14 protein-coding genes and 1 tRNA gene are annotated in these 17,192 nt (G+C 42.5%); 13 read left to right on the top strand and 2 right to left on the bottom strand.

Going from position 1 to position 17,192, the window contains the following annotated elements:
- Nucleotides 1–56 precede the first annotated feature (56 nt).
- The 3 genes from BW716_RS03040 to BW716_RS03030 all read left to right on the top strand — a co-directional run bounded on the left by BW716_RS03040 (nucleotide 57) and on the right by BW716_RS03030 (nucleotide 3,002).
- Complete coding sequence (locus BW716_RS03040; protein WP_083720851.1) at nucleotides 57–1,460, top strand: hypothetical protein; 1,404 nt, start codon at nucleotides 57–59, stop codon at nucleotides 1,458–1,460.
- 68 nt (nucleotides 1,461–1,528) lie between these two features.
- Nucleotides 1,529–2,299, top strand: a complete 771-nt coding sequence (locus tag BW716_RS03035; protein WP_083720849.1) for a DUF4397 domain-containing protein — start codon at nucleotides 1,529–1,531, stop codon at nucleotides 2,297–2,299.
- A 49-nt stretch (nucleotides 2,300–2,348) separates the two neighbouring features.
- Nucleotides 2,349–3,002: a hypothetical protein gene (locus BW716_RS03030; protein ID WP_083720847.1), complete on the top strand. Its 654-nt coding sequence runs from the start codon at nucleotides 2,349–2,351 to the stop codon at nucleotides 3,000–3,002.
- Nucleotides 3,003–3,111: 109 nt separating this feature from the next.
- Here the strand turns inward: BW716_RS03030 and BW716_RS03025 are convergent, their stop codons facing one another.
- Together BW716_RS03025 and BW716_RS03020 are read right to left on the bottom strand one after the other, a co-directional pair.
- Nucleotides 3,112–4,458, bottom strand: coding sequence for a S41 family peptidase (locus BW716_RS03025; RefSeq protein ID WP_083720845.1), 1,347 nt, complete (start codon nucleotides 4,456–4,458; stop codon nucleotides 3,112–3,114).
- A 23-nt stretch (nucleotides 4,459–4,481) separates the two neighbouring features.
- Nucleotides 4,482–5,003 (bottom strand): RNA polymerase sigma-70 factor, encoded by a 522-nt coding sequence (locus BW716_RS03020; protein ID WP_083720843.1) that lies wholly within the window; start codon nucleotides 5,001–5,003, stop codon nucleotides 4,482–4,484.
- A 125-nt stretch (nucleotides 5,004–5,128) separates the two neighbouring features.
- Between BW716_RS03020 and BW716_RS03015 the strand changes: the two genes are divergently transcribed.
- The 10 genes from BW716_RS03015 to BW716_RS02970 form a co-directional block, all read left to right on the top strand.
- Nucleotides 5,129–5,737: a DUF4254 domain-containing protein gene (locus BW716_RS03015; RefSeq protein ID WP_083720841.1), complete on the top strand. Its 609-nt coding sequence runs from the start codon at nucleotides 5,129–5,131 to the stop codon at nucleotides 5,735–5,737.
- 3 nt (nucleotides 5,738–5,740) lie between these two features.
- Nucleotides 5,741–6,745 (top strand): glycosyltransferase family 9 protein, encoded by a 1,005-nt coding sequence (locus tag BW716_RS03010; RefSeq protein ID WP_083720838.1) that lies wholly within the window; start codon nucleotides 5,741–5,743, stop codon nucleotides 6,743–6,745.
- An 84-nt stretch (nucleotides 6,746–6,829) separates the two neighbouring features.
- Nucleotides 6,830–6,900: transfer RNA gene (locus BW716_RS03005), tRNA-Gln, on the top strand.
- A gap of 178 nt (nucleotides 6,901–7,078) precedes the next feature.
- A complete protein-coding gene (locus BW716_RS03000; protein ID WP_179090977.1) occupies nucleotides 7,079–7,483 on the top strand; it encodes a hypothetical protein in 405 nt (134 codons plus the stop codon).
- Nucleotides 7,443–8,243: a hypothetical protein gene (locus tag BW716_RS02995; protein ID WP_083720833.1), complete on the top strand. Its 801-nt coding sequence runs from the start codon at nucleotides 7,443–7,445 to the stop codon at nucleotides 8,241–8,243. The genes BW716_RS03000 and BW716_RS02995 overlap by 41 nt, the downstream gene beginning before the upstream one ends.
- A gap of 9 nt (nucleotides 8,244–8,252) precedes the next feature.
- Nucleotides 8,253–8,852 carry a hypothetical protein gene (locus BW716_RS02990; protein ID WP_143708705.1) on the top strand — a complete coding sequence of 200 codons (600 nt, stop codon included), beginning with the start codon at nucleotides 8,253–8,255 and terminating at the stop codon, nucleotides 8,850–8,852.
- Between the two features lie 856 nt (nucleotides 8,853–9,708).
- On the top strand, nucleotides 9,709–12,714 hold the full coding sequence (locus BW716_RS02985) for a TonB-dependent receptor (RefSeq protein ID WP_220388706.1): 3,006 nt from the start codon (nucleotides 9,709–9,711) through the stop codon (nucleotides 12,712–12,714).
- A 19-nt stretch (nucleotides 12,715–12,733) separates the two neighbouring features.
- Complete coding sequence (locus BW716_RS02980; protein WP_083720827.1) at nucleotides 12,734–14,239, top strand: RagB/SusD family nutrient uptake outer membrane protein; 1,506 nt, start codon at nucleotides 12,734–12,736, stop codon at nucleotides 14,237–14,239.
- Nucleotides 14,239–15,825 (top strand): glucoamylase family protein, encoded by a 1,587-nt coding sequence (locus BW716_RS02975; protein WP_083720825.1) that lies wholly within the window; start codon nucleotides 14,239–14,241, stop codon nucleotides 15,823–15,825. The genes BW716_RS02980 and BW716_RS02975 overlap by 1 nt, the downstream gene beginning before the upstream one ends.
- Before the next feature lies 1 nt (nucleotide 15,826).
- A partial coding sequence (locus BW716_RS02970) for a glucoamylase family protein (RefSeq protein WP_143708704.1) occupies nucleotides 15,827–17,192 on the top strand: 1,366 nt, incomplete at its 3' end.

Raw genomic sequence — 17,192 nt, 5'->3', positions numbered from 1 at the left:
ATATATATATCCTGATCAGGTATGCAATTTTTAACCTTTAAGAAAACATCAACAAGATGAAAAGAAAACCCTTAATTTTCGTCGCTTTATTCTCAGCTGCAATCATAAGTGCAGCTCTGGTAAGCTCTTGTAAAAAAGATGCAAGTGGCATCGGCGACCGTGCATTGTCCGCAACCCAGGTTGTACCTACCAGCACTACACTGTCTGGTGTATTAGGAACAGGCCATAGTGTTGTTGACTCAATCCACCTGACAGCTGACAAAAGATGGCATCTGAGTGGTCTGGTATATGTTGACTCAGCAGATGTGCTGATCATCGATGCCGGTACAAGAATCTATGGTGACAAGAGCACCAGCACTTCAGTTCCTGGTGGTGGTATGGTTATCACCCGTGGTGCTAAAATTTCTGCTATTGGTACTTCTACCAACCCTATTGTTTTTACATCTGCTGACACAACTAATCCTGCATCAGGTGACTGGTCTGGTATGGTTATTTTAGGTAACGCACCTACTAACCACAGTGGTCGTGTTCAGGTTGAAGGTATTCCTACAAATCCTCCTGCTAACGCAACTTTCGGTGGTACTTCAGGTACTGTATCTACTGATAACTCAGGTACTTTACGTTATGTTCGTATTGAGTATGGTGGTTATGAATTATCAACTGATAATGAAATTAACGGTCTGACATTGGCCGGTGTTGGTTCCGGTACTACTATCGACCACATTGAAATTTACAAATCTAAAGATGACGCTATCGAATTCTTCGGTGGTACTGTAAACGTATCTTATCTGATTTCTGTAGATGCATTGGATGATATGTTTGACTTTGATAACGGTTATTCTGGTTCTATCACTTATGCGTTAGGTTTATCTGATACTTCACGTGCTGATAAGAGTGCTTCAAACGGTATCGAAAGCGATAATAACTCTACTGGAGATTCTACTGCAACTCCGGTTACTAAACCAGTTATTAACTACATGACTGTTATTGGTGTTCCTGCTACACGTTCTTCTATTACCAATGGTGCACCTTCTGGTACTGGTACATATGGTCGTGCAGCTCACCTGAGAAGAAGCTCTCGTTTCACAATCCAGAACTCTGTTTTCATGGGATTCAACAAGGGTATTTCTCTGGATGGAGCATTGGGTAACACTCCTTGTGCTTATGCAAGAGGACTGTCTACTCTGTACAATGTATTGGTTCAGGGTTATGTAACTCCATTTGGTATTGAAGGTACAAGCCCTTGTTCTTCAATTGTAACTATCGGTGGTGATAATACTGCTTATCCAGCTGCTAATGGCGTAAATGCTGATATTAAGCTGGTTAATCCATTCGTAAGACCTACTACTGCAAGCGCTGCTAACTTCTTCCCTGCAAATGGTGGAGATGCAGCTTCTTTCGGAGCAGGTGCATTTACATTTGGTGGAGTTGACTGGACTTCAGGTTGGTCTAAGTACTAATTACTTTCAGTTCTTATGATACAAGTGTGGAGATTATTTCTCCACACTTGCTTTTAAAAAATAAACACATGTTCAAATTTTCCAAATTTACATTATTATCATTAGCTGTTGTTTTTACTATGATGACAGCTTGTAAGAAAGGGGATCCTGTTAATGAATATTATTTTGCTTCTTTTTCAGCTGAATTACTGGCATTACCAGGTACAATCACGCTAGATGTTTACGTAGGGGATACAAAGATTGATACTTTAGCTGCGGGAGAATCCGTAGGCGTATTTTCAAAATTGTTATTGTCAGCTGGGAAACCCAGTACTATTTATTTTAAAAAAGCAGGTACTGATACTGTATTGCTTGATACAACAGTGTCTGTAAGTGCAGGAGAAAACGTGGCTTTGAGATTAGCATATAGTCCTACCCTTGGCATCCAGAGTTTTATGCAGGGAAGTGATGCCAATGTTGGAGCGGATTCCACTTTGTTCTTTTTATTTAATGCGATGCCGGAAGAACTTGTGCCTAACTCTGTAACTGTAGATGCATACCTTTTCAAATCTAATAATGAAACTGGTCAATTTGAAGAAACAGGTATCACCTGGCCTAATCTGGAAAAGAACAAACTTCATACAAATCAGACTACAATATTGGTGACCGACGAAACAGGTACACCTATTACATACGCTATTAAACTAAAAAATGTAGCAACAGGAGAATTTATAAAAGATGCTTTTAATCTGGAGACGATCAGTTTGTCTTTGCAGGGAGGAAGCCGACAAATTATTACACTGACAGCATATACAACAAGAAATAAGTTGAAGTTTACCACTTCATATGCAACCTATTAAATCATTTTCCAGGTAAGCTGTTTCTACAGCTTACATTATTTAGCTATCAATGAAAACCCTTTTTTTACATATCGCCATTTTGTTCCTGTTGATTGCCTGCAATAAGGATGATGATCCTTTGCAGAATACGAAGGAAGAGATCATCCCCCTGCAGGATACGCTAAGGGGTGTGTATAGTGCGAACACGTTATTGACAAATGATAGAAAGTGGTATGTAGAAGGCTGGGTATATGTTATCAACAAATCTTCTTTACGTATTGAACCCGGTACCACTATCAATATATTACCTGATCCTTCTTTCAGAAGTGGTGGTGGCATCATCATTGTTCGTGACTCCAGATTGATCGCTCAGGGCACCACAGGTTTACCAATTCAATTTCAGTTTACAGATACCGTACGCACACACTGGAACGGTGTGATCCTGATGGGGAATGCTCCTCAGCGGAAAGTAATGCCCGGTTGGGAAAGTAAGATATTGCCGGAAGGGAAGGAATTATCCTATGGTGGAAAAGAGCCGGAAGATAGTTCTGGTATTATTGAACATGTCAATATGGACTTTCCGCAGCAATTTCAACAAGCATTACCTGCAGGAATACTACTCTTAGGAGTTGGAAATAAAACCCGCGTAGATCATGTTATGTTACACATGCGTGGACATGATGTGAGAATTACCAAATACACTGAAGGTTATAATGATCTTTGATAAATGTTTGATGTTGGTATACTGTGTCTACAGTATACATATATGTCTCTCAATAAAACATTGAAGTTAGCATTAAAACAATCCCCATTAGCAAAAAAGTCGGCTGTATCTACAGTGGACTTCTTACAATCTTTACTATTTCTTTTTGTGCAGCCAGTGAAGGGGAATTATAGTAATGTTTAACGCTGTTATTAGTCGTACTTATTCTTCCATTACCATTTATGATTGCGATGGCTCTTGCTATCAGCGGATCGTTGGTGTCTCCGATAGCTGTCAGTGGTAAAGAAGACATTTCATCGATGGAATAATCTGGAGTGATACCACTGGTATATCCACCTGTACCTGCTGCATTGAACAGGTTATAGGTAATAGGCATGAGCGTCCAGGAAATTCTTTGTGGAGAGCGGGTATCGCTGATGATAACGGCGCCTTTATCTTTTCCGTAAGTGGTTTCCCCGATTTGTATGACTTGTGTATATGGTTTCAGGGAATTGATGGTTAACTCAGCGGCAGATGCAGTAGCTGCACCAGAAAGGATGAATACCCGGGAAAGGGAAAGGCGTTTATCTGATAATGTGGAAAAGGAAATAGCGCTGCCACTTTCAGGTACAGAGAGGGCTGATTTGTAGGAAATGTTTCTGCTACCCAGTTGACTGTTGCCGGTATATTTTGCAAAGATGCTTTGTTCGGTAATGTCAGTGGCGATCATGGCATTCAGCAGGGCTGCCGCCGCTGCGCTGCCGCCGGGGTTATACCTGAGATCAAGTATTAGTTCTGATGCACCTGCAGTTTTGAAGGATTGAAAGACCTGTTGTAAAGCAGTATTGTAAGTATCATTGAAGTAGTTATAAAACAGGTAAGCGACGACTTTATTGTTTACCAGGAATGTATCCTGTTGATAGATCGGGTTTTCACCCAGGCTTTGGGCAGGTAGTGTAATTTCTTCGCCGGTTGATTCCATGGTGAGGGTAGAGGAGGAGCCTTCGAGCATAGCGGTGGTCAGTTCAGTAGCATTGCTGCTGGTGATTGTTGTACCGTTGATGGCAGTAAAATAATCTCCTCTTTTGATGCCGTTTAATGCTGCTACAGAACTGGGTATGACCAGTTCAATGACGCCCACAGGGCCATTGGAGCCTGATATAATGGCAAATTCTATCCCATATTGATACAGCATGTATTTGGGATAGGTTGAATTGTCATTTGGATTATACAGGAAAGAAAACCGGTCATCAGTGTATTTCAGGCTGGCGAAATAGTCAGTGCTGCTAAGTGTGGTATCTACACTGGATGGCAGATAACTGTTCCAGAGATAGAAATAGCGCATACTATCCAGTATCCATTTATTTGTTTCAGCCTGGGTGACGGGGCCGGTGGGTGTGACGTCAGGTGTGTCCTCCTTTCGGCAGGCAACAACGCAGAATAGTACTGTCAGTACAATAAGGGAAGGGCGAAGCATAGTGTTATATTAAGTGGGTAATATCACATGTCGTAGTGGGTCATCATTTCGCGCCTGATGTATTGCAGGGCGAGGTTGAGATGGTTCCTGACGGTGGCAGGAGACAGGCTAAGCTGATCGGCTATTTCCTTGTAACTTTTGCCTTTATCCCTGCTAAGCAGGTAGATATTGCGGCGCTGTTCGGGCATTCTTTCAATAACTTTCTGTATCTGTTCGCGGAATTCTTTGTGCATTAAGGTCTGGTCTTCCCGGTGTTCGCTTACGGGGGGATGACCGGAGGAGATATGGGCAAGAGATTTCCGTTCCCGGTAAAGCTTCCGGGTTTCATCGATGACAATATGCTTGACATAGACGAACAGCAGAGGAAATACATCCTGATTGACCTGTATTTTATGTATGTTTTCCCATAACTTAATAAAACATTGTTGTGTCACCTCCTGTGCTCGTAACCGGTCGTCAGTAAGCTTGTATGCGAACCTGTACACTTTTTCCCTGTTCGCTTCAAACAGCTGACCGAAGAGAATCCTGGATGGGTTATCAGACATATAGTGTTGATATAAGGTTGCTAAAATGCGAATTAAATGTAAGCAGCAATTGTTACTTGAATGTTAAAGTTCGGATGATTAAAATCTCTATTTACCTATTTAACCATTTTGTATACATTTGCTACATGTTTACAGAACTTTGCAATCAAATATTTGATCAGAGCATAGCTGATTATCATGTGCATAACAGCGTGTACCAATCTATCCTGAATCCTTATGAAAAAACTAAGATAGAGCACCTTTTATATCTGAAAAACTGGATTGACACCGTACAATGGCACCTGGAGGATATTATCCGTGATCCATTGATTGATCCGGTCAAGGCATTGGAAATCAAGCGTTGGATTGATAAATCTAACCAGGAGCGTACAGATGTCGTAGAATATATTGATAGTTATTTCCTTGAAAAATATAAAGATGTAACGCCTGGAGTGGGTGCATCTATCAATACAGAGAGTCCGGCCTGGGCTGTAGACCGTTTGTCTATCCTGGCGCTTAAGATTTACCACATGCGGGAAGAAGCTACCCGTACAGATGCGACTCCTGCGCATCGTGAAGCATGTCAGCGTAAGCTGGATGTGTTGCTCGAGCAAAGGAGGGACCTGGGTACGGCGATCAACCTGCTGCTGGAAGATATTGATGCCGGTAAAAAGTATATGAAGGTGTACAAGCAGATGAAGATGTACAACGATCCTTCTCTGAATCCTGTTCTCTACAAGAGCGCTTCCAATTAATTTATGAGGACATTACTGGCTATCCGTTTTTCGGCCATGGGTGATGTGGCCATGACGATTCCTGTCATGCAACGGATGCTAAAGGCTCATCCGGATTTGGAAATTGTGTTTGTGTCGAACAAGCACTGGGGTGCTTTGTGTGAAGGCATTCCAAGGTTACACTTTTTTCCGGCTGATCTGAAAGGCGCCCATAAGGGAGTGAAAGGGTTGTACCGGCTATTTAAAGCCGTGCGTGCGCAATATCGTATTGATGCGGTGGCGGATCTGCACCAGGTGCTGAGATCACAGATCGTGAGGACGTTTTTTAGGTTGACTGGTCGTAAAGTGGCGGTAATTGATAAAGGACGAGCCGGGAAAAAGGCATTGGCGCGGCAGGAGAATAAGGTGTTACAGCCTTTGAGGAGTACGATAGAGCGGTATGCGGATGTGTTTCGTAAACTTGGGTATGCTGTGGATATGAGTACGACACCTCCGGTGTTCGGGAAACGAGCCTTGCCAGTAGGCATGGGGGCGAAGGGAGATTGGAAATGGATGGGACTGGCGCCTTTTGCGACTTATAAAGAGAAAACGTATCCTTTTGATAAAATAGCGGCGTTGTTAGGGCAGTTGGTGGAGCGTAAGGATACGAAGGTATTGCTGATGGGTGGTGGTGCTGGTGAGGTAGCAAAGCTACAGGAGCTGGCGGAGCGGTATCCACAGGCGATAGTGGTAGCAGGAAGGTTTAAATTGCCGGAAGAGTTGGCTATTATTAGTCAGATGGATACCATGATCAGTATGGATTCGGCTAATATGCATCTGGCTTCATTATTTGGTGTGCCGGTGGTATCGGTGTGGGGTGCGACGCATCCTTTTGCAGGATTTATGGGGTATGGGCAGAAGATTGAGAAAGCAGCGCAGGTGGATTTGTACTGTAGGCCGTGTAGTATTTTTGGTAATAAACCGTGTTTCAGGGGAGATCATGCGTGTATGGAACAACTGCCGGTATCAGGAATTCTGGAAAAGATTTAAAGGTTTTTTTGGTGGGTTAGAAAATTTTACTAATTTCGCCATCCCAAATCGCAGCAACATGTTGTTGAAGGATACGGGAGGTATTGTCCTATAGTATAATGGTAGTACATCTGATTTTGGTTCAGACTGTCTAGGTTCGAATCCTGGTAGGACAACAAGAAAGTTTTTTAAGCCAGTTCTGATTTTATCAGGATTGGCTTTTTTCTTTTATGCTGTTGGGTTTTGAGAGAAAGTAAGATTAAAAGAAGAAAATTAAAATCAATGATTGGTTTACCCCAGCGTGTACCCCGACATTAAATTGGGGTATATTTGATGTCGTATAACCCCTTAGCTATGGACATCAAATTATATCTCAAAAGGCCTGATGCAAAGGCCGAAACCAGCATATTCGCCCGGATTACCTATGAGGCTGGTCCATTTAAGTACTATCTTCCAGAGAAAATTAAGCCTCAATACTGGAATAATAATTTGCAACGGGCTGCGAGGGTGAAAGATTTCCCGGAATATTCTGAATTTAATGCCCGGTTGGATAACCTTGAGAAGGTGATCAAAGATTCATATAGGAAATATCTGAATGACCATAATAATGAGATTCCCTCCATTATAGCATTTAAAGATGTATTGGATTATGCATTGGGGAAGAAAATGGTTACTAAATGGACCTTTTTGGACTTTTTCAAAGACTTTATAGCCCGTTGTGACAGAGGTTGGGACATCCCCCTATGTATATGCCCTTAATCAACCTACACAGGCGGTAGATCCAGATGGTAATCTTGTGATTTTTGTAAATGGGAACCATTATGGAGACGATGGTCGTGGTTACTGGCAAACTACAGCATATAGACAAGTAGGAGAAAGATTATTTCAGGGAGCTACCGGGCCAGTTTTTATTCCAGTATACGGAAAGAGACCAGTTTCATTTGATGGAATGGTGATGGATCAATTAAATGATCATAAACCGCAATATTATGATGGCTCTATGGGAGGCTATCATCCCCTTGCGGAGGGTAAAAGATTTTCTTCCCTCGCAAGAGGCCGGGAATCATTCGGATACGGATTTGGAAAACGAGATGCCAAAAGCATCATAGAAAGTCTCGCCAGGGACAAAAATGGGAACATAATAGAAACAATAAAAATTATCACTCACAGTATGGGAGGGGCCTTTGGGAAAGGACTAGTAAAGGCATTAAAAGAGTATATTAAAGAAAATCATCTTGAACGGCAAGTGAAAATAACTCTGGTAGCGGATTTTGATCCTTATCAAGCCGGTGATCTTACTGCAGATGCAGATATAAAGACAATGCAATTCATCCATAAGAATAATTGGAATATTTCAGGAATGGGATGGCTTGCAAATGAGAGAGAGAAAGGAGATGTTGAAACTCCTCAAAGTAAGAGTCCCAGTTCAGACCATACAATATTCTCTTTTTTCGCGGATATTAGTCAGCTGGCAGAAGGTACCTATAAATGGAATGGTTCTAATTGGGTTAAACAATAAATCTTGAAAATGAAGAAATTATTCTTGTTAAACTTGCTTTTAATGGCTTTTATAATTGCTTGTCAATATGGTGCCGGAGTTCAGGAAAAAAAATATACTCCGAAAGATTTTTTAAATCATACAACAATTAGTAAAAAAGCCTATTTGAAAGATAGTAATGCAATTCTTGAAATACTGAAAACATATTTAAATAATCATGAACAGTCTTTTTATAATAAAGAATATTTTGATTCAACTGAAATTACGATTGATACAATATTATATAGCATGGATCTTAAAAAAATGGCAGTTTTTGCAATTACTAAAACTCCTATGTATAGGCGTAATGAAGTAGCCCGCGTTAAAAATGCCAAATATTGGTATGATGCATATTGCTATATTGGAATAAGAACAGACACTGCTTCCTATGCTGTGAAATTAAAATGGGTGAAAGCATCCAGTATGATAAACTGGTATAAAAAAAGTGAGATTTCTCATGCTATTAAGGATGGATATTTTACAGAGTTTGCTACTATCAAAGACACAAGTGGTGAGTACAGATATAAATATAACTTGGATGACAAACGCTTTTGGGATAGCCCAATATGGGATGAATACTTTGCAAAGTAATCGCTAAAACCTCCGCGAGAAGAGGTGTATTACTATCGTATGGATTAACTATGGCGGCGAATTCATCAAAAGCATAGAAAGATGCGCATTATCCAGAGAATGGATTGAGGTATAATAGGATGGAATTACAGACTGGAAAGTTTAAAGATGGAGGTGCTTAGAGTAGTTTGATTACGAAGCTAGGATGTATGATGCGCAGATAGCATGACTTTGTCAGATTTTGAATAAATAATAATTCCCTTGGCTTTTTGCTTTTTATATTCTGGTGGTTGTTTTGCAAGGATAACCACCAGTTTTTTTTGACAATGTCATATTACCCCTCCCTAAAATTATATGTCAAATACTCAACCTCTCCACTAATTAATACCCCTTTCTACATTACATACCACAACATTTATCTATGTATTTCCCCTATATATCGATAAATAAACATTCATTATCATCAAAATACATTTTCCTTTGCCTTCCCTCCACTAATACTTTTGCTAAATACAATAATCTTCCTATCTTACGGCCGTATTGTTATGTAAATGTTAAAATTCGGAAATCACATAGAGTGAGTTAAACTATTTAACTGATACTTTTTATTTAACAACAGTGAAAATCCATGACGTAATGAAAAAAAAACTGGGACACGTGCTCCATTGATTTTGACCTAAGCTGCGGGCGTGATCTACAGATAGGCGGTTAGATATTTTGACTGTTAAATTCCACTACAATGAGCAAGAATAATCATGAACAATCACCTTAATTTCTGGTAAATAAATAGGGAGAATGTTGGCGCATTCCCCCCTGTTTACAATCGAAATAAACCCAGTCTTGGCGGGCTGGATTCATCATCTCAATACATAAAATTATGAATTCTACAGTTATGGCTGTTCACAAAAAGTGGACGGCTGGATGGTTGTTTGTAGTACTTTTCCTAACTCTTTCATTACCAGCAACTATGTTTGCTGCTTCCTATGCTGATATCGTTATTAAAGGAAAGGTAATCGACGAAACCGGCGAACCTATGCAGGCCGTTTCAGTCGCTATCAAAGGGACATCAAGAGGAACAACTACAGCACAGGATGGTACATTCTCCATCTCAGCAAATGAAAATGCAACACTTGTATTCTCCTTCATCGGTTATGCCAACCAGGAAGTACCTGTAAACGGACAGGCTACGCTGAATGTTACTTTAAAGAAAAATGCCAGCCAGCTCGACCAGGTAGTTATAGTAGGTTATGGTACCCAGCGTAAAAGCCAGGTAGTTGGTTCCGTGAGTTCTGTAAAAGGTGCTGAAGTGACCAAGCAACCGGTATTGACCGCTGCACAGGGCTTACAGGCTAAAACTCCGGGTGTGCAGGTAACTGCTTCCGGTACGCCAGGTGCACAGCCTCAGCTGCGTATCCGTGGTGTGAGTTCCGTATCTGGTGATGCTAACCCTATCTACGTAGTAGATGGTGTGATCACTACAGATATTACGAACATCAACAACTCCGATATCGAATCTATTTCAGTATTGAAAGATGCTTCTTCACAAGCAATCTACGGTAGCCGTGCAGGTAATGGTGTGGTACTGGTAACTACTAAGAAAGGTAAATTAGGTGGAATGAAAGTAAGCCTGGATGCTTATTCAGGTTTCAGAACACCAACTTCCAAAGTGAAAATGGCAAGTGGTAAAGCATATGCACAATATTCCAACGAAGCGAATATCCGTGGTGGCTCCAGCGCTATTTTCGACGTGGATACTATCAATACCAGCACTGACTGGTTTGATCAGATCACCCGTAACGGTATTGTTCAGAACTATAATATCAACCTGAGCGGTGGTACTGAGAAAACTACTTACTTCTTTAGCGCCGGTTATTTCAATGATAACGGTATCCAGAAAGGTACTGGCTTTAAACGTGGTGTAATCAGGATTAACAACGAATACAGACCAGCTACCTGGTTGAAATTCGGTCATAACCTGAACCTGAGCATTGCTCATACTGATAATAAAAACAACGAATTCACCAATGCTTATCGTATGGCGCCATCTACACCAGTTAAATATGCTGATGGTTCCTGGGGTTTTGAACAGAACCTGAGCGTGGCTAACCCTGTGGCTGATATCGCTTACACCAATAACTACCTGAACGGATTGAGAATGCAGGGTAATGCATACCTGGATATCTCTCCAATCAGAGGTCTGAACCTGCACAGCAGCTTCAACTTTGATAACCGTAATCTGAATGCAACTGAATATACACCTGCTTACCTGGTATGGAGTGGTCAGAAAAATGATACCTCTATCCTGAAAATAGGTCGTGCAAAGAATTTCTACTATATCATAGATAATAACCTGACCTACAACACCACTTTCGAAGGTGGTCATGAGATCTCAGCAACTGTAGGTTACTCTGCAGAACGTACCAAAGGTGATACGCTGAATGGCTCTGTAAAAGGAGTACCTAACAAGAAAAACCTGTGGTACCTGGGACAGGGTGACCTGACAAACGTAACCATCTACAACTCCGGTATACTGATTCAAAGAGCTTCTGCTTATGGCCGTCTGACTTACACTTACAAACGTAAGTATAACCTGAGTGGTAGCATCAGAAGAGATGGTTCCAGCAACTTCCCTACAAATCAGAAATGGGGTACTTTCTACTCAGCAGGTGCTTCCTGGATCGTGACAGAAGAAAACTTCATGAAGGAGCAGAACTTCTTTGATGACCTGAAACTGCGTGTTGGTTATGGTCGTGTAGGTAATGATAATGTGAGCGGTCTGAGCACCCTGAATAGTGTGACCGTAGATGGTTATTACTACAACTTCGGTGGAAATGCTTATTCCCCACAACAGGCTATCACTATCAACCAGATCAGAGATGCAAGTGCTAGCTGGGAACCAACCACTGGTGTGGATGCGGGTCTTGAATTCACCGTGCTGAAAAAACAACTGAGTGGTAGTGTGAGCTACTATAACAAGCTGACTAATGCTTATATCAATGTAACCGTTCCTGCTACCCTGGGTGATGCTGACCAGACAGTTTATTCCAGAGCTGCTGACGTTAGAAACAAAGGTGTGGAAGTGACCCTGAACTGGAACAAGTCTGTCAATAAAGACTTCTCCTACTTCATCGGTGGTAACATTACTTTCAACAAAAACAATGTTGAAAAAGTAAATGGTAACCTGCAGCTGAAAGGTGGTAGCCTTGGCAACGGTAATATCGTAACTTATACTGTAGAAGGTAAAGAAATCGGTAGCTTCTGGGTATATGAAACAGATGGTATCTACCAGTCTCAGACTGATATTGACAACACTGCACACATCACCGGCGCTACTGTGGGTGACTTCAAATACAAAGACAATAATAACGACGGTACTATCGATGATAACGACCGCGTTTTCAAAGGTTCTTATCAGCCAAAAGTGTTCTATGGTATCAATGCTGGTTTCAACTACAAGGCATTTGATTTCTCTGTAGATATGTACGGCAATGCTGGTAACAAAGTATTCAATGGTAAGAAAGCCGTTCGCCTGGGTAACGATAACGTAGAAGCGAGTGTGGCTGCAAACCGTTGGACATCTACTAACACAAACACAAATGTGCCAAGAGCTTCCAACGCTATTCCAACTCCATCTGATTATTTCGTGGAATCAGGTTCATTCTTCCGTATTAACAATATCACCCTTGGTTATAGTGTGCCTGTAAACAGCTGGGCTGGTATCAGCAAACTGCGCGTATTTGCTACTGCACAGAACCCTATCATCTTCAAGAAGTATAGCGGTTATACGCCTGAATTGCCTGGTTCAGCCATCGCTTCCGGTATAGAACTGGACATCTATCCGGTAAGTTCTACTTACATGGCAGGTTTTAATCTTACTTTCTAATCGTCTAAATGTGTGATATATGAAAAAGTTTAGTTTATTCATCATTACAGTAGGGGCTGTGGCGATCTCACTGACTGCCTGTAAAAAGGACTGGTTAAATGTGGACGCGGAAGACCAGTTATCTACCAGTGATTCTATTTATAACGATAACAGCAACGCTACCAAATTTACAAACGCATGTTATACTAACCTGCTTACCTGGGCCGAAACCAGCTTTGCATGGTTAGGTACCAGCAGCATTACTTCTGACGATGCTGATAAAGGTAGTTCCTCAGGTGATAACGGTTCTGACAAGGACCAGATGGACGCCATTACTTACACTGCTACTTCAGGTAGTGTGAGCGATGGATGGAAAGGTAACTATCAGGGTGTATCCAACTGTAACGTGGCACTGCAACAAATTCCACTGTTCACTACACTGGATGCAAGCACTGCTACACAGCTAAAAGGTGAAGCCCGCTTTCTGAGAGCTTACTATTATTTCAACCTGGTGAGAATGTTTGGTAACATTCCATTGGTTGATACAGTATTAAATGCAGATGATGCAGCTTCTCTGGCAAAAGGTAATACACAGGTATCTTCCAGTGAAATCTATACATTCATTGAAGCTGACCTGAACTACGCTATCAGCGTACTGCCTACTGTTGACAACCAGGCATCAAAAGACATCGGCCGTGCAAACAAAGGTGCTGCTACCGCATTGCTGGCTAAAGTAAGTCTGTATGAAAAGAAATACCAGCAGGCATATGACCTGACTACCCAGATCATCAATGGTGCTGTAGGTACTTATTCACTGGTAAGCGACTATAGCCAAATCTGGCGCGAAGTGGGTGAAAACAGCTCTGAGTCACTGTTCGAAGTACAGGCTAAATCCGGTAGTCCTACCGCTGGTGTACAACAATATTCTGTGACACAGTCTATCCGCGGTGGTACCTTTGCTGGTGTAACTACAGTTGTAACCGGCTGGGGTTTCAATACACCTAGTGAAGACCTGGATGATTCATATGAAACAGGTGACCTGCGTAAGAAAGCAACCATCATCCACGTGGGTGATACCCTGTTCGATGGTGTAATTCTGACAAGCGCAGTAAACGAGCGTTATAACTATAAAGCATATGTAAGCGCTACACAGGAAACATATAGTGGGGACGCGGATCTGGCTAACAAGAACGTGCGTATCCTGCGTATGGGTGAGGTCTACCTGATCCATGCAGAAGCTGCAAATGAACTGGGTAATACTGCTACTGCCATCACTGATGTTGATAAGATCCGTACCCGTGCTGGTCTGGCAGGTACTACTGCTGCTAATCAGAGCGATTTGCGTACAGCTATCTGGAATGAAAGAAGATGGGAACTGGCTATGGAACATGACCGTTTCTTCGATCTGATCAGACAAGGTCGCGCAGGTACCGTACTGCGTGCACTGGGTAAGAGCTTCGTAGATGGTAAGAACGAAGTATTCCCGATTCCTCAATCTGAAATCAGCGCCAGCGGTGGTGCATTGAAACAGAACAGCGGATACTAATGAAAAAATTATTAGTGGTCAGCTACAGCTTACTCCTGCTCTGGACGGCTGTCAGTTGTAAAAAAGAGCAAAACGTTACGGAGTCCCCCACGGACTCCGTAACTACTTCTATACCAGACCTCACCATCATAAATGAGGTGCAGAAAGCCAGCTTTGGGTACTTTTGGGATGGAGCGCATGCCAGCTCCGGAATGGCTTTAGAGCGCAGCAGTAGCGGAGATGTAGTGACTACCGGTGGTACCGGTTTCGGTATCGCGGGTATCGTAACAGCTACTTCCAGGGGATGGATCTCCCGTACTGATGCAGTCAACCGATTACGTACTATCTGCACTTTTCTGGGAGCTGCTGATCGTTTCCATGGCGCCTGGCCACATTGGCTGAATGGTGCTACGGGCAGGGTGCAGCCTTTCAGTACTTATGATAACGGTGGCGATCTGGTAGAAACGGCATTTTTAGTAAACGGGCTCCTCATTGCCCGCGCTTACTTCACAGGTTCAGATACGGCAGAGACCAATCTCCGGAACACCATCACCACTCTCTGGGAAGAGGTGGAGTGGAACTGGTACGCCAGCAGGGGAGATAACAAACTCTACTGGCACTGGAGTCCGGATTATGACTGGACCATCAACATGCCTATCACAGGTTGGGATGAGGCACTCATCACCTATGTGCTCGCAGTAGCTTCACCTACACACCCGATTGACGTAAGCGTTTATAATAACACCTGGATTACTTCCGGCTTTGGGGTACAAAATTCTTATCAGGGTTACACCGTCTCAATTTCAAGTAATGACTACATCGGCCCATTGTTTTTTTCTCATTATTCCTTCATTGGGTTAGATCCCCGTCAGCTGGAAGATAACTATACCAATTACTGGCAGCAGGTGGTAAAGCATGTGATGATTAACCGATCTTATTGCATCTATAACGCCCCTTCTACCTACGGTTATAGTGCTACCTTATGGGGATTGACTGCGAGTGACGGACCTGATGGTTACAATGCTTTTCAGCCCACCAGCGACAATGGCACGATAGCGCCTACAGCGGCCTTATCTTCCATTGCGTACACTCCTTACTATTCACTGCAGGTGATGCGGAATCTGTATGAAAACAAGAAAGCCCTGTATGGCAAGTATGGTTTTTACGATGCATTGAATGTAAGCAGGAGCTGGATGGACAATGAATACCTGGCCATCGATCAGGGACCCATCGTAGCCATGATAGAAAACTATCGCAGCGGTCTGTTGTGGAATCTGTTTATGAATATCTCTGAGGTAAAGACTTCACTGACACAACTAGGATTTCATACACCCGTGCGCAGTACAGGGTTCTACCTGTCTGTTCCCGAAGTAGAAAACAAAGTGGTAGATTTGGTGAAGCATCCGGATACAAATACTTACCAGTTGGATGTATACATGACCACTGCAGGTACCTTTACACTTGAAAAAACAGATGGTACCGTAGTGAGCACTACTTCGCTCAATGCGGGTAGTACCCCCGTCACATTCAATACCCCGGTAGGAAAATATACAGCACGATTAAAAGGTAGTTCAGATAATATTACACAGGTAGTTCAACTTCACTAACATGAGAACATTACTATTTGCAGGGTTGATTGCGCTGGTGGCAAATACAGGTTGTCATCAGGCAAACAAATCCGCTTCAAAAGACACATTGGTAGATACAACATTGACTACCGATTCTATTTTCAACTTAGTAGAGAAGCAAACTTTCGAGTACTTCTGGGATGGGGCAGAGCCGCATAGCGGACTGGCAAGAGAACGGTATCATGTGGATGGCGACTATCCGGAGCATGATCAGAATGTGGTGACCACAGGTGGTTCCGGATTCGGTATCATGTCGATCCTGGTAGGTATTGAAAGAGGGTACATTACCCGTCAGCAAGGGTTTGAGCGTTTATCGCATATTGCTGATTTCCTGGAAAAGGCAGATCGTTTTCATGGTGCATGGCCTCACTGGATATATGGTGAGACTGGTAAGGTAAAGCCTTTCGGACAGAAAGATAATGGAGGAGACCTGGTGGAAACAGCCTTTATGATGCAGGGGTTGCTCTGTGTAAGACAGTATTTTGCCAATGGTAATGAGCAGGAAAAAGCACTGTCTGCAAAGATCAATAAACTGTGGGAAGAGGTAGAGTGGAGCTGGTATCGTAATGGTAAAAATATACTCTACTGGCATTGGTCACCCACCTATGAATGGCAGATGAATTTTGCTGTGACAGGGTATAATGAATGCCTGATCATGTATGTACTGGCAGCGTCTTCCCCGACTTATAGCATTCCTGCTGAAGTGTATCATGAAGGATGGGCAAAAGGTGGTAAGATCAGGGACAGTGTAAATGCATATGGATATACACTGAAGCTGCATCATAACTATGCACGTGAATTAGGTGGTCCGTTGTTCTGGGCGCATTATTCTTATTTAGGCCTGGATCCACATGGATTGAAAGATAAATATGCTGATTACTGGGAGCATAATGTAAATCAGGTGTTGATCGACAGAGCATGGTGTATAGAAAATCCCAAACACTTCAAGGGGTATGGTGCTGATAGCTGGGGATTGACTGCGAGCTATTCTGTGAGTGGCTATGCGGCACATGCACCCGGTAAGGAGAGTGACTTAGGAGTGATTTCTCCTACAGCAGCATTGTCTTCTATGCCGTATACACCGGAGTATTCCAAACAGGCAATGGTACATTGGTATAAGAATTACGAGGGTAAACTGTTTGGTAAGTATGGTTTTTATGATGCATTCAGCGAGACTGATAACTGGTATCCGCAGAAGTATCTTGCTATCGATCAGGGTCCGGAAGTGGTGATGATGGAGAATTATAGGAGTGCGTTGTTGTGGAAGTTGTTTATGAGTTGCCCTGAAGTGCAGGGTGGGTTGAAGAAACTTGGCTTCGAGAGTCCAGTCGGCTGCTTTTGTCACG

Source organism: [Flexibacter] sp. ATCC 35208, assembly GCF_001975825.1.
In the GTDB taxonomy this organism is placed as follows: domain Bacteria; phylum Bacteroidota; class Bacteroidia; order Chitinophagales; family Chitinophagaceae; genus Chitinophaga.
This window is presented reverse-complemented; position numbering and strand designations above follow the sequence as displayed.